The sequence below is a fragment of the Kocuria salina genome (assembly GCF_013368965.1).
Lineage (GTDB): Bacteria > Actinomycetota > Actinomycetes > Actinomycetales > Micrococcaceae > Kocuria > Kocuria rosea.
This window is the reverse complement of record NZ_SSSF01000025.1, coordinates 1-14,296: the sequence shown is the minus strand read 5'-3', so window position 1 is coordinate 14,296 and position 14,296 is coordinate 1. Positions and strand designations below refer to the sequence as shown.

Annotated in this window: 14 protein-coding genes and 2 pseudogenes; 6 read left to right on the top strand and 10 right to left on the bottom strand. The window is 62.4% G+C overall.

The genetic code is table 11. The features are described from left to right. From E7Z53_RS19500 to E7Z53_RS19475, 6 genes are all read right to left on the bottom strand, one after another. Positions 1–923: AAA family ATPase (locus E7Z53_RS19500; protein WP_176338648.1), on the bottom strand; the 923-nt coding region annotated here is incomplete at its 3' end. Next, complete coding sequence (locus E7Z53_RS19495; RefSeq protein ID WP_176338647.1) at positions 920–1,495, bottom strand: hypothetical protein; 576 nt, start codon at positions 1,493–1,495, stop codon at positions 920–922. The genes E7Z53_RS19495 and E7Z53_RS19500, both read right to left, overlap by 4 nt. Positions 1,496–1,497: 2 nt before the next feature. Further along, positions 1,498–2,520 carry a DNA adenine methylase gene (locus E7Z53_RS19490; protein ID WP_176338646.1) on the bottom strand — a complete coding sequence of 341 codons (1,023 nt, stop codon included), beginning with the start codon at positions 2,518–2,520 and terminating at the stop codon, positions 1,498–1,500. Further along, positions 2,498–3,586: an adenine-specific methyltransferase EcoRI family protein gene (locus tag E7Z53_RS19485; RefSeq protein WP_176338645.1), complete on the bottom strand. Its 1,089-nt coding sequence runs from the start codon at positions 3,584–3,586 to the stop codon at positions 2,498–2,500. Before E7Z53_RS19485 ends, E7Z53_RS19490 begins: the two co-directional genes overlap by 23 nt. 127 nt (positions 3,587–3,713) lie before the next feature. Continuing rightward, entirely contained in the window at positions 3,714–3,950 is a 237-nt protein-coding gene (locus E7Z53_RS19480) for a hypothetical protein (protein WP_176338644.1), read from the bottom strand. 241 nt (positions 3,951–4,191) lie between these two features. Beyond that, positions 4,192–5,148: a helix-turn-helix transcriptional regulator gene (locus E7Z53_RS19475; protein ID WP_109222982.1), complete on the bottom strand. Its 957-nt coding sequence runs from the start codon at positions 5,146–5,148 to the stop codon at positions 4,192–4,194. Between the two features lie 232 nt (positions 5,149–5,380). Here E7Z53_RS19475 and E7Z53_RS19470 point away from each other — a divergent pair, with 232 nt between their 5' ends. Beyond that, positions 5,381–5,611 (top strand): hypothetical protein, encoded by a 231-nt coding sequence (locus tag E7Z53_RS19470; RefSeq protein ID WP_176338643.1) that lies wholly within the window; start codon positions 5,381–5,383, stop codon positions 5,609–5,611. A gap of 76 nt (positions 5,612–5,687) precedes the next feature. Beyond that, positions 5,688–6,317 (top strand): helix-turn-helix transcriptional regulator, encoded by a 630-nt coding sequence (locus tag E7Z53_RS20945; RefSeq protein ID WP_217905977.1) that lies wholly within the window; start codon positions 5,688–5,690, stop codon positions 6,315–6,317. 416 nt (positions 6,318–6,733) lie between these two features. Here E7Z53_RS20945 and E7Z53_RS19460 read toward each other — a convergent pair whose 3' ends face one another. Then, positions 6,734–7,156: a hypothetical protein gene (locus tag E7Z53_RS19460; protein ID WP_109222981.1), complete on the bottom strand. Its 423-nt coding sequence runs from the start codon at positions 7,154–7,156 to the stop codon at positions 6,734–6,736. Positions 7,157–7,655: 499 nt separating this feature from the next. Beyond that, complete coding sequence (locus tag E7Z53_RS19455; protein WP_260987178.1) at positions 7,656–8,723, bottom strand: glycosyltransferase; 1,068 nt, start codon at positions 8,721–8,723, stop codon at positions 7,656–7,658. 368 nt (positions 8,724–9,091) lie between these two features. Between E7Z53_RS19455 and E7Z53_RS19450 the strand changes: the two are divergent. Further along, a pseudogene (locus E7Z53_RS19450) lies at positions 9,092–9,229 on the top strand (IS3 family transposase); the annotation flags it as partial. A gap of 223 nt (positions 9,230–9,452) precedes the next feature. Next, a complete protein-coding gene (locus E7Z53_RS19445; RefSeq protein WP_176338642.1) occupies positions 9,453–10,046 on the top strand; it encodes a recombinase family protein in 594 nt (197 codons plus the stop codon). 283 nt (positions 10,047–10,329) lie between these two features. On the opposite strand, the gene E7Z53_RS19440 is transcribed toward E7Z53_RS19445, so the two are convergent. Together E7Z53_RS19440 and E7Z53_RS20940 are read right to left on the bottom strand one after the other, a co-directional pair. After that, positions 10,330–11,121, bottom strand: a complete 792-nt coding sequence (locus tag E7Z53_RS19440) for a hypothetical protein (protein ID WP_176338641.1) — start codon at positions 11,119–11,121, stop codon at positions 10,330–10,332. A gap of 225 nt (positions 11,122–11,346) precedes the next feature. Next, positions 11,347–12,228, bottom strand: coding sequence for a protein NO VEIN domain-containing protein (locus E7Z53_RS20940; protein ID WP_176338640.1), 882 nt, complete (start codon positions 12,226–12,228; stop codon positions 11,347–11,349). Between the two features lie 317 nt (positions 12,229–12,545). Here E7Z53_RS20940 and E7Z53_RS19430 point away from each other — a divergent pair, with 317 nt between their 5' ends. Together E7Z53_RS19430 and E7Z53_RS20935 are read left to right on the top strand one after the other, a co-directional pair. Next, complete coding sequence (locus E7Z53_RS19430) at positions 12,546–13,304, top strand: DUF4839 domain-containing protein (protein ID WP_176338639.1); 759 nt, start codon at positions 12,546–12,548, stop codon at positions 13,302–13,304. 13 nt (positions 13,305–13,317) lie between these two features. Continuing rightward, positions 13,318–13,665: pseudogene (locus tag E7Z53_RS20935) on the top strand (substrate-binding domain-containing protein); the annotation flags it as partial. Between the last annotated feature and the right edge of the window lie 631 nt (positions 13,666–14,296).

The window sequence follows — 14,296 nt, the reverse complement described above, 5'->3', positions numbered from 1 at the left end:
GAGACAGGCGGCTCGGACCCGGCGGCTGGTTTCTCCGTGGGCGAGATCGGGGTCAAGAGGCCGTGACCCAATTCGAACTCTGAGCCAAGATCAGACGCGATGATCACGTTAAGTCGATCCAATAGCAGATACGCAGTCTGGAAAGGGTCGAGTCTCTCCCAGTTGATGTCATTCGGCGTCGGGATCGTTGCGGTGTCAATGCCCCAGTGGCTGGCGAGAACGCTGAGATTAGGCCGCATCTCAATCCGGTCGAACCGTCGTGCCAGGGCACTGTCGATCGGCACAGCGGCACGGTCGACGCTGTTCATGGTGGCAACTACATACACATGTTTCGGGAAAACGAAGCCCTCAGGAATCTTGGCCGAAGTGCCGCCTGGCCTACGAATCTCTTCGCTTTCGCCTTCGCTGAATGCCAACTGCCGCAGGGGCAGTGGCAGCGGGACCTCACCGGCGTCACGGTAGTCAAAATCGAGGAAGGTCATGAACTCGCCGAAGATCCGCGCGGCGTTACCCCGGTTGATCTCGTCGATGAAGATCACGACCGACTTGTACTTGGAATCCTCGTCTGCGAGTTCGAGAGCAGCATCTAGGAACACGCCGGACCACGCCTCTAGGCGAGTTTCTCCATTTGTCATGACTGGTCGCAGGCCGAGGACGAAATCCTCGTATCCGTAGGACTGATGGAAGGTGGTCCATACAACCTTGGTGGGCTGCGGGATCGTGATCTCTTGTTTGGGCCTGGTAAAGGGTGTCGCGCCGGTGGTTGAACCCATAACGATGCCCCGCTTACTTCTCGGCGGTTCCTGTAGCGCCTTGAAAAGCTGGCTGATCAGTCGTGTCTTGCCTGTTGCTGGCGGTCCGTAAAGCAGTACATTGCGCCCAACGCCCCAAGACGCAAATATGTCATTCACCTTGTCGGTCATGCCGCACCGTCCCTCGCATCGATTACGCCACCGACGATTCGACCCTGGGAGTACAGGTCCCAAGCGGGGTCATCTTCGTCCATGTCAGTTGGACGTCTGCCAGTGGTGAAGCCTGCGTAATAGTCACCGTCCGCGGTCTTCGCGATGTAAATGCGGAGCCCTCCGTCTGGGAAATGTGGGTCGGATTCACTGCTGTTCTGCACGCCGTCCGGGGCCGACGGGAACCCTCTGGTCCTATCCCATGCGGGATGACGCTGGGCACCCGTCATCTGTCGGTTTTGTCGAGCGATCCGAATTCGCGGACTCGTATTCGACTTGCGTCGAAACTCGATAGGCCAGGTGATTCCACTATCAATTTCATCAGCGAGGCCCGCTTGGATCGTGTACGGCAAGGATTCAATGTTGCTCACTCCCAGGAAATCAAGCGTCTTGGGTGTTAATGACTCAGGTACCTCGAAATAGAGTGAGCCTTGCCCGCCCTTAGTTACGTTCGGGTGTCGTTCAACATTGTAGAACTCACCCTTGGGGACGTTTCGCCACCAGATACGCTCGACATGCACGTCGTCAGACATGATCAGAAAACCTCCACATGGTAAAGACGTTCTAACACTGATCCATCCTTCACTCGGCCGTTACTGCGGTACCGGGTATGTGGTTGTTCATGAATGACGACTTGGCCGAAATCGCTCAAGATGGCCAGCAGCTCGTCTTCCTTTACCTGGCCATCTTCGCTGTAGGAGATGAAGACGTGGCGAGTATTCAGATGCTTCAGGGTTTCCCTGAAGGCGCGGCCAGCTGTCCTTCGATAGCAGAAATCAGACGCTTGATCGCCCCAAGGACGCAGTCCTCCGTCTCCCGCTGCAATTGGCTCGTCCTCTTGGGCCAGTGTCTCAAGTACGTGGTAGTTCCCTGCGTATTGACGTTTGGTGTACGGCGGGTCCAGGTACACGGCATCAGTTTCCAGCGAGGGCGCAAGTTCCTCGACTGACCCTTGCAGCACCCGGTGGACACCAGGCGTGTCCTCGAACTCGAGTGGCTCGAACGCCAGCGGTCGCAGAGCCGATCCCGAAAGAGTTTTCCGGAAGTAACCATATGTGCCGCTGATATTGGCGACCTTGTTGGTGGACAGAAGCAGGTGCTGCAACAGGACGCTGTGCTCGATGTCGGTCACGGCCCCAGACGATCGGAGCTCTAAGATACCTTGGCGTACACCGTCGATGTGTGCTGCGTTCTCCGCAGAGAAATAGAGTCTCGGCGCTCGGCCGTTCGCTGGAGCTCCCTGCGCACCGAACTCCTTATAGAAGTAGCCGTGGAGAGGGTCGATGGTGCGCATCCATTCAAGTGCTTTGTCGTACCCGCCAAGGGTCTCAAAAGCCGGAGCTTCTTTGGCCAACAAGCGTGTGCGTGCGTGGACCACCGGGAAGGTTAGCGCGTCCGAGGCCGTCACCTCGTAACCAGCTCGAGCAAGTGACATGGAGACCGAAGCAGTCCCGCACATCGGATCAGCTATGGAAGATCCTCGCGGGAGAATGCCAGAAATTTCTCCGACGATCCAGTCGGCGAGCTTGGTCTTGTTACCGAGATAGCGATACGACATGATCCTCCGTGTTTCGTGTCGCGGAGGAGTTCGCAAGACGCTTGTGTCTGACTACGATCCGGTCGTACATGCGGCGGTACCCGCCATGGCCAACAGGGAGATAGAACCGCGGCCCACCCGGCTGATACGTGCCCTTCTCGGCGACGTCGGACATCCTTTTGCCCATCGTTTTGCTCGAACCGACGATCTCAAACTGATCAGGGTTGTACTTGTCAATGAAGGTGATCGGGACGCCCATCAGGCCGTCGTAGTCAGCCGGAATGTCGGCAGTCTTGCTGACTTCGATCGCGTCGAAGTTTGCGTAACGCGGGTAGTCGGAAGGTTGATAGGTCTTAGTCAGATCGAGATCCTGATGCCGCTCCGGGAAGTCGAGGTTCGTGAACCAACGCACGCCCTTGACCCGGACATATTTGTTTCCCTGGTCATCGACCCGCGTGCCGACGGCTGTCAACGGGTAGTCATCTGGAACGCGAAACTCACGGTCGCCGCTTCGGATGCTAGGGCCATACCACATCTGGTCGTTCTGGAAGAGAGGAAAGATTTCCTTATACGTCAAAGCGTTCATGTTTCCGAGAATTATGAACTTTTTCTCGTGCTCGAAGAGCTGGGCCACGTACTCGCGGAACAGCGAGAACGGTGGATTTGTGACAACGATGTCCGCCTGCTTCAGGAGTTCGACACTTTCGGCGCTTCGGAAGTCTCCGTCGCCCTCTAGTGGCTGGACACCGATCTCGCTCAGGTCGGACGTCCCGTTCCCGTTCTGATCGCCGTTGTATTCCAGCCATACTGCCTGGTCCGAGCCTCCACGGCCGAAATTGTGTGGATCGTTGCTTTGGTAGCAGGTGGCAATCAGCTTCTTGAGTCCAAGTTCTTTAAAGTTCGATGCAAAGTAGCGAAAGAAGTTGCTGACGCGTGGATCGTCGCAATTAAGGTAGACGACCTTGTCTTTGAAGTGAGGACGGTAGTGGCGCAACTCTTTCTCGATGTCGGACAACTGTGTATAGAACTCGTCCTTCTTCGCCTGCTTAGCTTCTTGGAAGTCTCGGTTCCTTATCGTTGTCGCCATGTCCGTCCTTCGTGCTTCATATACAACTGGCGCGCACCATCAAATGTGTGCACATGCTGACTAATAATCATATCAACGCTGCAGCTCACCATTCGCGAGGCGCGACGACGAGCACCGCTTCGGTGCGTCAGCCTCCGTCTTCGCTGCGCATCAGCGGCGTGGAGCCGCCCAGTGCATCAGGGTAGGCGCACACCATGCAGACCGGCAGGCCGAAGCCCATGCACTCGAGTAGCTCGTCGCGGCTGTGGCCCGTGTTCGAGTTGCCGGTCAGCGAGTCCGGGGCAGGTGTCACTCCGCAGTAGGGGACGAGATCCCCGGGCCGGATGTACAGGGGGTGAACGACGTCTCCGGTCACGGTGCTCATTCTGAACATCCTGTCACCAGGGACTGACGTTCGTTCAAACATCCTCCGCTGCCAGCGCCTACTGTGCCATTGCCTCGTCCACAGCGTTCCTGACCTCGCGGGCCAGGTCGTCGACCAGCTGTTAGCCCACAGTCAGCAGTGGCCCCTCACATGTGTCTTTGAAGGCAAGGGTTGCGAGACGTTCCGGTTTCAAGACAGTGCAGGTAGGCACGAGTGAGGCCGTGGAGGGGGCAGTGGAGCCTTAGCTGTGGAGGGTGTGGGCGGGGGAGATGCCGTAGGCCTGGTAGTAGGCGCTGGCGAAGCGGCCTGAGTGGGCGAACCCCCAGCGGGCGGCGATCTCCTGAACGGTGATCCCGGTGGTGGGGTCGATGGCCAGAAGCTCGTGGTGGGCGGCGTCGAGCCGGGCGCGGCGAAGGTAGGCGATGAGGGTGGTGCCTTGGTGGCGGCGGAAGGCGGCCTGGAGTCCGCGCGGGCTCATCCGGGCGGCGTCGGCGATCTCGGTGATGCCGATGGGTTCGGCGAGGTGGGTGTCGATGAAGGTGGTAGCTCGGCGGATCGCGGCCGGGACCGGATCGGCTTGTCCGGTTGGTACCGGTGTGTCGATGGCGGTGTTGGGGAAGGTGTGCAGCACGGCGGTGAGCACACTGCGCACGGTCTGGTCGAGGAGCAGGGCAGAGGCCGCGGCGGCCTCGTTGTCCAGCACGTCGTGGCGGATATGGTTCAACAGCCGCGTCCAGTAGCGGGATTTGTGCGGGGTGATCGGGGTGGTGCCGGTGAATCGCGGCACCAGGGCGGGGTCTGCGGCCAGGGCCCGGGCATGGGCGGTGATGGCGGTGGGGTCGAAGGCGACCGAGTCGATCTCCGTGTGTTCCCACCGGTCGGTGTAGAGGGCCGGGGGGAGGAGGAAAGGCGCTGAGGTCTGGAAGTCTGCTGGGCCGTCGTCCAGGGTCAGGCGTCCGGCCACGAGGTGACCTACCCGGATGGTCTCGGTGAAGTCCAGGGTCCCGGCCCCGGTGGCCCCGTGGAGTCGGCTGGCTTCGAAAGTCACCGGGCCCAGGGCGGTGGTGCTCAGGTGCAGGCTGAACTGGTCGGCCTGGGCAAGGCGCCAGCGTCGCACGGCGTAGGCGCGCGCCAGGGCTGCGTAGGCCTGCTCGGGGTCGTCGGTGGTGTAGTGCGTCCTGCGGATCTCAAGGCCCATGCTCGCACTGTAATCGGCTGCTACCTCAAGGGGTTGCCCGATTCGTGTGTCCGGTCATGACGATGCCCGCAGCAGCGGTCTTGTCGGCAGCGATGGAAGGCCACCAAGATGACAGCATCCCGTCGACGCCACGGCATGGCCTGCGCAGCATGCACCAGTGCGGGCGCTGCAGCCCCGGGCTCACCGGTTCCAAGCCACGGGGCGGGGGTGAATCCGTGGGGAGGAGGGGACTGTGGTCTTTCGCCAGGAGGTGGTCCTCACCGACCCGGAGGCCGTCGGCGACCTGTGCCAACAGATCGGATTGCGGGCTGCCGTTGGCTCTGAGGACCCGGGATTCTCCTACCGGCTTACCCAGGCCGGGGACCAGCAGATGACCGTCTCGCAGGTGCGGCTCCAGGGGGCTGTGTCCTTCTGGGGTGGTACCGAGGTCTTCGCGATCTCCCACGCACGGGGCACGTTATGACTGGCAGGACCGGGACGAGGCCGGCACCGCGACTGGCGCCCCGGTGTTGTTCCGTCCCGGACGCCATGGCCTGGTCGTGGCTGAGGCGGTGCGCTCCACCAACGTGTTCCTGCCGGTGGAGCTGGTGCAGGCCACCGCCGACACCGTGTATGGCACCCCGACCCCGGTGAACTTCACCTCTGCGGTACCGGTGAGCCCCGAGCTGGGACGGGCGTGGTCGGACATGGCTCGCTACGGGGCTGAGGTGATGAACTCCGAAGCCTTCGACGAACCACTGGTCCGGGCCGATCTGGCCCGTCACCTGACGGTGGGGCTGCTCGAGTGCTTCCCACTGGCCGGGGACCGCCAACAGCGCTACCTGTCGATGGAAGCCCAAGCCCGCCGGTACCGGATCGCCCGCCAATTCTTCGACGACTTCGCCTCCTTGCCGATCACGGTCGAAGACGCCGCCCGGGCCGCGGACACCACTATGGACGCGTTGGTGGATGCTTTCCACGCCAATCATCCATTGCAGCTGAGCCCGGCCCAGTATCTGCGTCGCACCCGCCTGGCCGCAGCCCACCACGACCTGATGCGCGCTGATCCCACCGCGGGGGACACCGTCCAAAGGATCGCCACCCGCTGGGGCTTCCCCCACCCGGGCCGCTTCGCAGCCGCCTACCGTGCGCTGTATGGGGTCAACCCCCGCCACACCCTCCAACGCTGAGCCCACACCAGGCATGACCTAATCCGGGGAGCCCACCACGCCATCTCGCAAACCAAGGGATGGGAGGCGTCTCATCAGGGGTCGTTTCGCCCGTCACCGAGGCGGTGTCCCAGCGCAGTGTGACGGGGACGAGGTGGCCCCCCGGCCATCCCGCCCCCGTGCTGCTCCTGCGCGGACTCGTCTGGGGCGCACGCCCCGGATCCCCCCGGAACCGAGTGTGGCCAGTCGACGCACCAGAAGCTGGAGGATGGTCTGATGCAGATCACCTGTCCCCCTGATAGGCCACGATGCTCCCTCCCGCTCCGGCCAGCAATGTCGGGGAGGCGGCGCTGTTCACAACGTGACACATCAATGTGCGGTTGCGAATGGAGGTGGTCGGAGGGGGCGGTGCGAGAAGGGCTGGGCTGTGCCCGGGGTCAGCCGCAGACGTCTGAGGTCTCGCCCTGGAGATCGTCGAGCACCCACTCCGAGAGCTGTCCGGCAGGCACGACGAACGTGTCCACTCCCAGCAGCTGCGTCTCCTGAGCCGAGAGCAGTACCTCAGTGGCCTCGGTGTCGTGGACGGCCAGTGCGGTTGCGTAGCCGGCGGCCAGTGGGGCGGCCCATCCCTGGTGGCCGGCGTAGCAGGGGTGATCAGGGTCGGGGCTGCGTGTATCCAACCACCGTGCCGGCTCCCGTGGGGCCGTCATGTCGGGCATCAGGTGCTGGTGCAGTTCCCAGGTGACCTCGGCCCAGCGGCCCGCGGGAGTCTCCACCATGGGGTAGTAGGTAGCGACCCACTGGGTGGGCGAGACCGGGCGCAGCTCCACGGCCAGGGCCCCCGTTGCAGAGCTGGTCATGCGTTTGTCCTGTTCGCAAGTGACAGCTGGTCTCGCGGTGGCAGCCTGGGGTCGGGGCGCGCCGGTGGGTCGGGGGGCCCGGTAGTGATGGACCAGAGTAGGCGCAGGATCGATAACTATGGAGGCAGGCTGAGCAATGTGACATTCGGCCGTCTTGGAAGCCAAGGGCTGCGGGGCGGGTTGGTTGCGGGACACATCTGCGCCGCGGTTGGTGCGTCTGCGCGTGACAAGCGCCCCTGACTGTCAGTCACCTGCATCGTCACACGCGCCGGTGACGAGGCACTGTCATCGTCAACGTCACTTGTCAGTGCGGCAGTCCCTTGGTGTCAAGGGGTGAACGACGAGCGGAGAACCGGCGCAGGATGGTGGCTCGGTCGTCATGGGCTCACGCCCGGTGTGGGCCGTGGCCGGAGTCGGAAGCTTCACGATGTTCTGACCCCGATAGAAGCATCCAGTTGGCCGGACGCTTCTGGACGGCGTCCGTTACGGTTCGGCGCGGTCAACGCAGCAGTGCTGAGGCCACCATGAAGCGCAAGGGGCTGTCGCGGTGGAGCAACATGGTCAGGTTGCGGGGCATCAAGGTCGCGGGTGCGCCGAAGCGGCGCCGCCCCTCGGCCGCTCGGGACACTTCCGCGAGATCTGTCTCGGCCCTCTCCAGCACGTCCATCAGTTCGCGGTCCGCTCGGGACATCGCACGTTCGGCACCCGGTGCATCCGCGAGCACTTGCCGCAGAGCGTGCTGGGCGGCCTCGGCGTCTGCTGCAGTCCAGTGGCCCGTCCTGGTACGCCTTGTCACCGCCCCGAACAGCTGGACGCGCAGCACCTTCACCGCGTAGCTGCGCCGCAGCGTTATGGGCCGTGACTTTAGCCATGCGGAGGAACTGAAAATCAAGAACGGCTTCAGCTCCTCAGCAAATGGACTGAAGGCAGAGGTGATGCGGTCAGTCGCGTCGTCATGGAGAACGTATCCAGGAAATCCAGGTGCGTAGTCAATGCGCCCGGCGTCGGAGTAGAGCGGCAGGGAGAATGACTGGTCCTCGCCCGCCACAAATCCCTCGGGGAACCGGAGACCGAGCCGCTCTATGGCATCGGCTCGAATCAACCCGAAGACATGGGTGCGGTAGACCAAGCGATCTGCCAGTGCGTCGAGGTTCTTGGCGCGCCCCGGTCGGGTCACAGGTGTGCGCACGATGCCCCCGTTGCCGTGGGCCAGTCGGGCGAGGACCACGGCGGCATCACCCTTCTGAGCGATATCCACCCAGCGGGCGAGAGCCCCTGGATCGAGCGTGTCGTCACTGTCGACGAAACACACGTATTCAGCGGTGACATGATCGAGAGCGAAGTTCCGAGGCTCACCCGGTGTCCTGCCGTTGTCCTGTAACGCCAGCACGGTGATCATTTCACGGAACCGCGGCCGAAGCGTCGGCAGAATCCGGTCCGGTTCGACGTTGTGGCAGATCACGATGATACGCACGCCGCCCTTCGTATCCACCGGCAGGCCACCGTCGACGACAGAGGCCACGGCTCGATCAAGGGGCCGGTCAGGGGAGTGTATCGGGAGGATCACGTCGACGAGGGGGCGGGGGCAATCAGTCACAAGTGGACCCTATAGAGTGCGGCGATAGAGTCAAAGCTGACCCAAGGCCAGGGCGTCTGGAAGGACGCGCCGCGGCATCACATTTCCAAGGCGGTGCTGGTCACGGCGATGTAGCGGCCCTGCCACTACCGCTCCACGAGCAATACTGCTCCCGCTGGTGTGCCGAAGCCAGGGCACCTGGTGTGCCACCTGTGCAGGTCCTCCCTGCGGAGGGAGATCTCCACGGACAACCTGTTCGGTGTCGCATCGATGAGCCTCCGCACCCAAGAATTGAGCACGCCGTCCGCGATGCCGTTGTTCAAGTCGATACAGGAAATGCCGTCCTCGTCAGTGAGCGCCTGCTCCAGAGGAACGTCCTCGATCGTCAGCGATGGGAAACCCGGGAGGAATTGCGGTTAGCCATCGTGACCTGGATTGAGAAGACCTACCACCGCCGGCACAAACGTTTCGGTCACCTCACTCCGGTCGAGTTCTAAACCATCAATCACGGCCTCCAAGCTGGGGACTGCCCCGCACTTGCACTCGAGTCACGGCATGGCGCGGCAAGGGGGGTATTGCAAGGTATGGGATGCGAGACGTCTCATCCAGAAAATTTTCATTCGCATTTTCTCGCGGTTTGGCCTGTCTCGCATCCTTGTGCTTTATCCATGCCCCTAGAATCGGATACTCAACGTCAGTTACGAGACAGATGAGGTGGACATGGGGAAGCTGATCGGGTATGCCCGGGTGTCGACGCGACAGCAGGATGCCGACCGTCAAGTGTCTGACCTCTTGGCCGCGGGCGTGCGGCGCGATGACGTCTATGTCGACAGTGGTGCGTCTGGAAGCCGTGCGTCCCGTCCCGCCCTTGACAAAGCAGTGGCTGCGCTCGAGGAGGGCGACACGCTGGTGATCACCACGCTGGACCGGTTGGGACGGTCGACGCAGAACATGCTGGCCTTCGCCGAGGCGCTGCGGGGGAGAGGTGCGGGGTTGCGGGTGCTCAATCTCGGTGGGGGAGACGTGGACACCGCGACCCCGATGGGGTCAATGGTGTTCACGGTCATGGCCGCCCTCGCCCAGATGGAGCTGGAGATCAAGCGTGAGCGGATCACCGACTCGGTGGCCAAGCGCCGGGCCGCTGGCAAGGACCTCGGCGGGCGCCGGCAGACTTTCACCGACTCCCAAATCCGCAACGCGCTACGGCTGATCGAGGGCGGCGAGCCGGCCACCCAGGTCGCCCGCGATCTCGGCATGTCCCGCGCCACCCTCTACCGGCGGATCCGGGAGCTGCCGCAGGCGACGACTATCTGAGTCCGTTTTGCCTGTGGACATCGTGATGCGTATGTCGCAGGCCGGATTCTGTTGATCGATGCAACGCCTTCTCTGGAGGTGTTCTGTCATGGTTCAGTTCTCGTCTTCGCCTGCGGGTCAGCGGTTTCTGGTTTCGATCCGGGAGGGGCATGGTCTCAAACAATCCGCCCGCGATGCCGGGGGACAGTCCCGCAGTCCCGGTGCTTGCCCTCCAGAGGCGGGTAGTGCCCGCTTTCCGCTGCCCTGTGGGTCTCTTACACGTTGAGGTTCCCCAGCACTGGATTCAAGACGCTCGGTTGATTGCCGTATCCACTTCGTTCGAGCGGTCGGGGCAGCCGTATGAGGTGAGGACGCGGACGAAGCCAGCGCCGTCATCGATCTGACTGGAGTTCATGGCGAGGCGCACATTGCGCTCCAGGTTGGACTCGAGGCCGGGGGCGATGCGGTCGGTATCTGAACCACACAGGTCGTCCACCTGGTTGGCGGCGAACTGGGTGGACGTGAACACTCCGTCTTCCCCGGTGAGCTGATCAACGTCCATGTGCCCGGCCATGTCCTCGATCAGGTTCCCGGATAGGCCCAGGCGCCAGATGTCTTCAGCCCCCGGGGGAAGCTCCGCGGCTACGATGGTGGGGCCGTCCGTTAGGACGAGCTCCTCTCCGGGCCAGCAGGTCTGCGCCAGTGAGGTGGTGCTTTCCACAAAGTAGTCGTAGTTCCAGCTCACCTGATCTTGGTCGCCCTCGTGGGCGTCAATGATTGTTCGTGGAACACGGGTGGCGTTCTCCAGATCGGCTCGAGTCTCCGTGCCTGCGGTAGCGATGATGGGATCGATCTGATCCATCAAGGATCGGGCACGTCCAAGTACCTCGTCGTCAATGGTGGGCTCTGAGCGCATCTCGTCGCCGAAGTCGACAACTTCTTCAAGCAGACTGCCCGCTCCCTTCGGGGACAGCTGCTCACAGGTTCGCTCCACTGGTACGTCAGGAGCTGAGTCGAGGTCTTCAGCGGAGGTCCCGCAGCCGGTGAGTAGCAGGATCGCAATCGCTGTCAGAGGTGGGGTTTGTCGCTTACGCACAGATTTTCCTTCGGGGAAGTAACTAAGACGGTTGACAACCCTAAGCTGTGCAGCTCTCGGGTGACGAGACACTTCTGCGATTTCATGCCTCTGCAATGAATCCTGCGCTCATCAGCACGCCGTGAACTTCGCTCGCGACACAGGGGGCAGGATTGAATAACGGTGCCTGCTGTCCAGTGGTGGAGCGGGCGCTGTGCGTTCCTGCGCGGGCAGCTGTTGAGTTGCCTAGGAGATGTCCGGTGAACCGCTGGATCCTTCCGAGTGGAAGGTCGTTGTCGGCGCGGCATTCCAGCGGTACTCAATGGCATGGAGGTCTTCCTCTGCGGGACACCATTGGCGAAGCGTGAAGTCCGCGCCGTTCTCGTCGAGCTCACCGTTGTCGGTGAAGCGTAGACCGCTGAGGACGCCGATGACGCACTCACCGGGGTGCTGCCGGGCGTGGGCTACTTCCCCGGCGGTCACGGTGACGGCGGTGCCGTCGGACTGTGTGCCCTTGGCCTCCAGGTACCGGGTCTGACCGTTCTTGCGGGCGATGGCGTCGTAGGGGCTGTCGAAGCGGACGTCTTCGACGTCCCACCCACGGTCGCGGTAGTAGGTCTCCAGCCGGTGCTGCGCGGCGTCTTCCAGGGCCTTCCGACGTTGGGGATCCATGACTCGCCCTTGCCCTGTGGCTTCCGGGAGAGCGTGCTCTTCGGTGGCCGTGGGCCCGGTCCCGGTCGCGAGCATCGCATCTTGTTCAGAGGTGTCGTGATAGGTGAGCTCAACACGGTGGCGGGGCAGGGAACGACCGATCAGAGCCTCGTGCACCGGATGCCCTTTGGGGAGGACATGCCCCTGCAGAGCCCGGCGCCGCACGCCGTTGGCCTGGAACTGTGGGTCGACGTCTTCGATGCCGGTGATCTCGGCCACCAGTACGATCTTTCCACGCCGGGAAAAGGTGGCGATGCGCTCCTTCTCAACTCGGTTACCGAATCGCCAGATCCCCCGGTTGTTCGCCCAGACATCTTGAGGATCTGCTCCGGGTGCCCATCCGTGCCACGGACGTCCCTCCCACGACTCCATCGGATCCTCGACGCGCTTATCGGACAGGGAGAAGTTGATAGCCACTGGAACTCCTTCAAAAGTCACCACACAGGATCGGTTCAAATAAACCCTGTGAGCAAGACTAAGTTCTCACTTGCGAATGGGTGTGCACTCATCGCCTCTCCGAGAGTGACTGCCGCGCATTCCTCACGAAGCCATAGGGGTTGTTCTACGGGCACCTGCCGCATCCCTCCGGGCTGCCTACGAGCCAACCAGATCAAATATCACCTGCTCGTGCATCAGTCCCTTATTTCAGCGGTGGCGGTACGGTGGCTGGTTGCCGAAGTCGATAGGCTCATCCAGTCTGGCGTGGTGCCAGCTTGGACGGAGATGGGCACTACATGGCCGACGATGGCGTCAAATACGAGACAAAAACCGTGCGGACCATACGCGGCGCCGAATCTCGGACTGTGTCGAAGTGGGAGAAGGAAGGCTGGGAGGTCGTCTCCCAGTCGCAGGGAAAACTGCAGACGGAGATCACCATTCGTCGGCCCAAGCCGAAGACGCCCTGGCGTCTCGTCGCGATCGGCGGTGGCGCCTTCGCGGCCCTGATCATCGCCCTCATCGCGAACGGGATCAGCCGCGAGCAGAGTAGCGCCGAGCCAGCAGAGACGCCAGCAGCTTCTGCCAGCGAAACCACCCCCACCCCCAGCGAAAGACCTTCTCAGGAGCCGACGCCCACCGAGTCGGCCGAAGCCGGTGACGTCGTGCTCACTCCTGAAAGCAACGCGGACCTTGCGACGGTCCTCAGCCTCGGCGACTACTGCGACAGTTCCATCGCAGCCTTCGCCGAAAAGTACCGCGGTCAGACGATCGCCTTCGACGGGAACATCGGAGCGATGAATAGCCACGACGGCGCCACTACGCGGTACGACATCCTGATCGGCGCGGGCGACTTCAGCGAGACCTCAGCACCCGGCCCGGCGTTTCAGTTCCGCGACGTGAACACCACGAGTGATCTGCACTCCACTGGCAATATGCCGGACACGATCGGCGTCGGCACCAACCTTCACGTCACAGCCCAGGTGGACGAATACGAGTCCAACTCGTGTCTGTTCCTCTTGGAGCCGGTCGAAACGGCGTTCCGCTCGACGCGGTAAGGCTCGACGCGGCCCCTCCTGGGGGTCAGCAATTCGCTCTATGGCAGTCATATCTCAGCTCCTGGAGGCCAACTTCAACGACGTCGTCGATGCTGTCGCGGCGATGAGCGATGAACTCGCCCTCGGAGTCCTACGTGCGGCTGACCAAGCAGGAATTACGGTGACGGATCAGATGGCCGCCACCCGGTGGGACGACGCCGACGCTCCCGTCGGACTGACCACCGTGCACCAAGACCTACGCGTCCGAGGTGCCGACTGCGCACGCATCGCACTGGACCATCCTTCCTCTCCCGAGCCTTCATACCGGGAAACCATCACCCGCCGCAGCTTACGACCACATGATCGCAGTGACGGCGCCTGAACCGCCGATCACCACGGGGCTGGGCACGCACTCACAGCCGGCTGCTTCCAGGACGAGGCTCTACAGTGCCGCGTCTTGCGCAGCCGAGCTCACCCGCGCGTAGTGCAGGCGTGTCACCGGTTCCTTTCACTGTTCTCCCGTCAAAGGTCCCGTCGCAGAGACATTCGAGAACACCTCGTCGGACACATTGATGGGTCGAGGCGATCTCGGTGAAATGCCGAGGGTGCTCGAGGCGTCGAGGCGCGCTGCAGTCCGTCCCGTCAAAGGATCGGTTGTTGAGAACACCCGATGACATCGCATCGCCGTCGTGAAGCGGGTCGTAACAGCGGAGGCGCCTTCTGATCAAGAGCGGCTCGCTCGAGCGTGCGATCCTGTCAAACTCGCGTGTAGAAATTCCCGCGTCGGCCACGGAACCCGTCCAACGCGAGCCAACTGCCTCGACAATCCACCGCCTCGAACCCGGTCGCCTACTCGGCACTCTACCGAACTCAAGTTCGCGCTGCGTGAGCCCCGGTGCGGAAAACTTCTAAAAACTGTGCAACCGACATGAAAAAGTGACGGCTGGCAGCCCAGATCAAGATCGATAAGAACGTCGAGTTCGAGGCGATGGGGAACTACCAATGAATAATCG

Bases quoted from the DNA above. Each gene is read 5' to 3' on its own strand.
- E7Z53_RS19495 (WP_176338647.1), bottom strand. From the start codon at position 1,495: ATGTCTGACGACGTGCATGTCGAGCGTATCTGGTGGCGAAACGTCCCC.
- E7Z53_RS19490 (WP_176338646.1), bottom strand. From the start codon at position 2,520: ATGTCGTATCGCTATCTCGGTAACAAGACCAAGCTCGCCGACTGGATC.
- E7Z53_RS19485 (WP_176338645.1), bottom strand. From the start codon at position 3,586: ATGGCGACAACGATAAGGAACCGAGACTTCCAAGAAGCTAAGCAGGCG.
- E7Z53_RS19480 (WP_176338644.1), bottom strand. From the start codon at position 3,950: ATGAGCACCGTGACCGGAGACGTCGTTCACCCCCTGTACATCCGGCCC.
- E7Z53_RS19475 (WP_109222982.1), bottom strand. From the start codon at position 5,148: ATGGGCCTTGAGATCCGCAGGACGCACTACACCACCGACGACCCCGAG.
- E7Z53_RS19460 (WP_109222981.1), bottom strand. From the start codon at position 7,156: ATGACCAGCTCTGCAACGGGGGCCCTGGCCGTGGAGCTGCGCCCGGTC.
- E7Z53_RS19445 (WP_176338642.1), top strand. From the start codon at position 9,453: ATGGGGAAGCTGATCGGGTATGCCCGGGTGTCGACGCGACAGCAGGAT.
- E7Z53_RS19430 (WP_176338639.1), top strand. From the start codon at position 12,546: ATGGCCGACGATGGCGTCAAATACGAGACAAAAACCGTGCGGACCATA.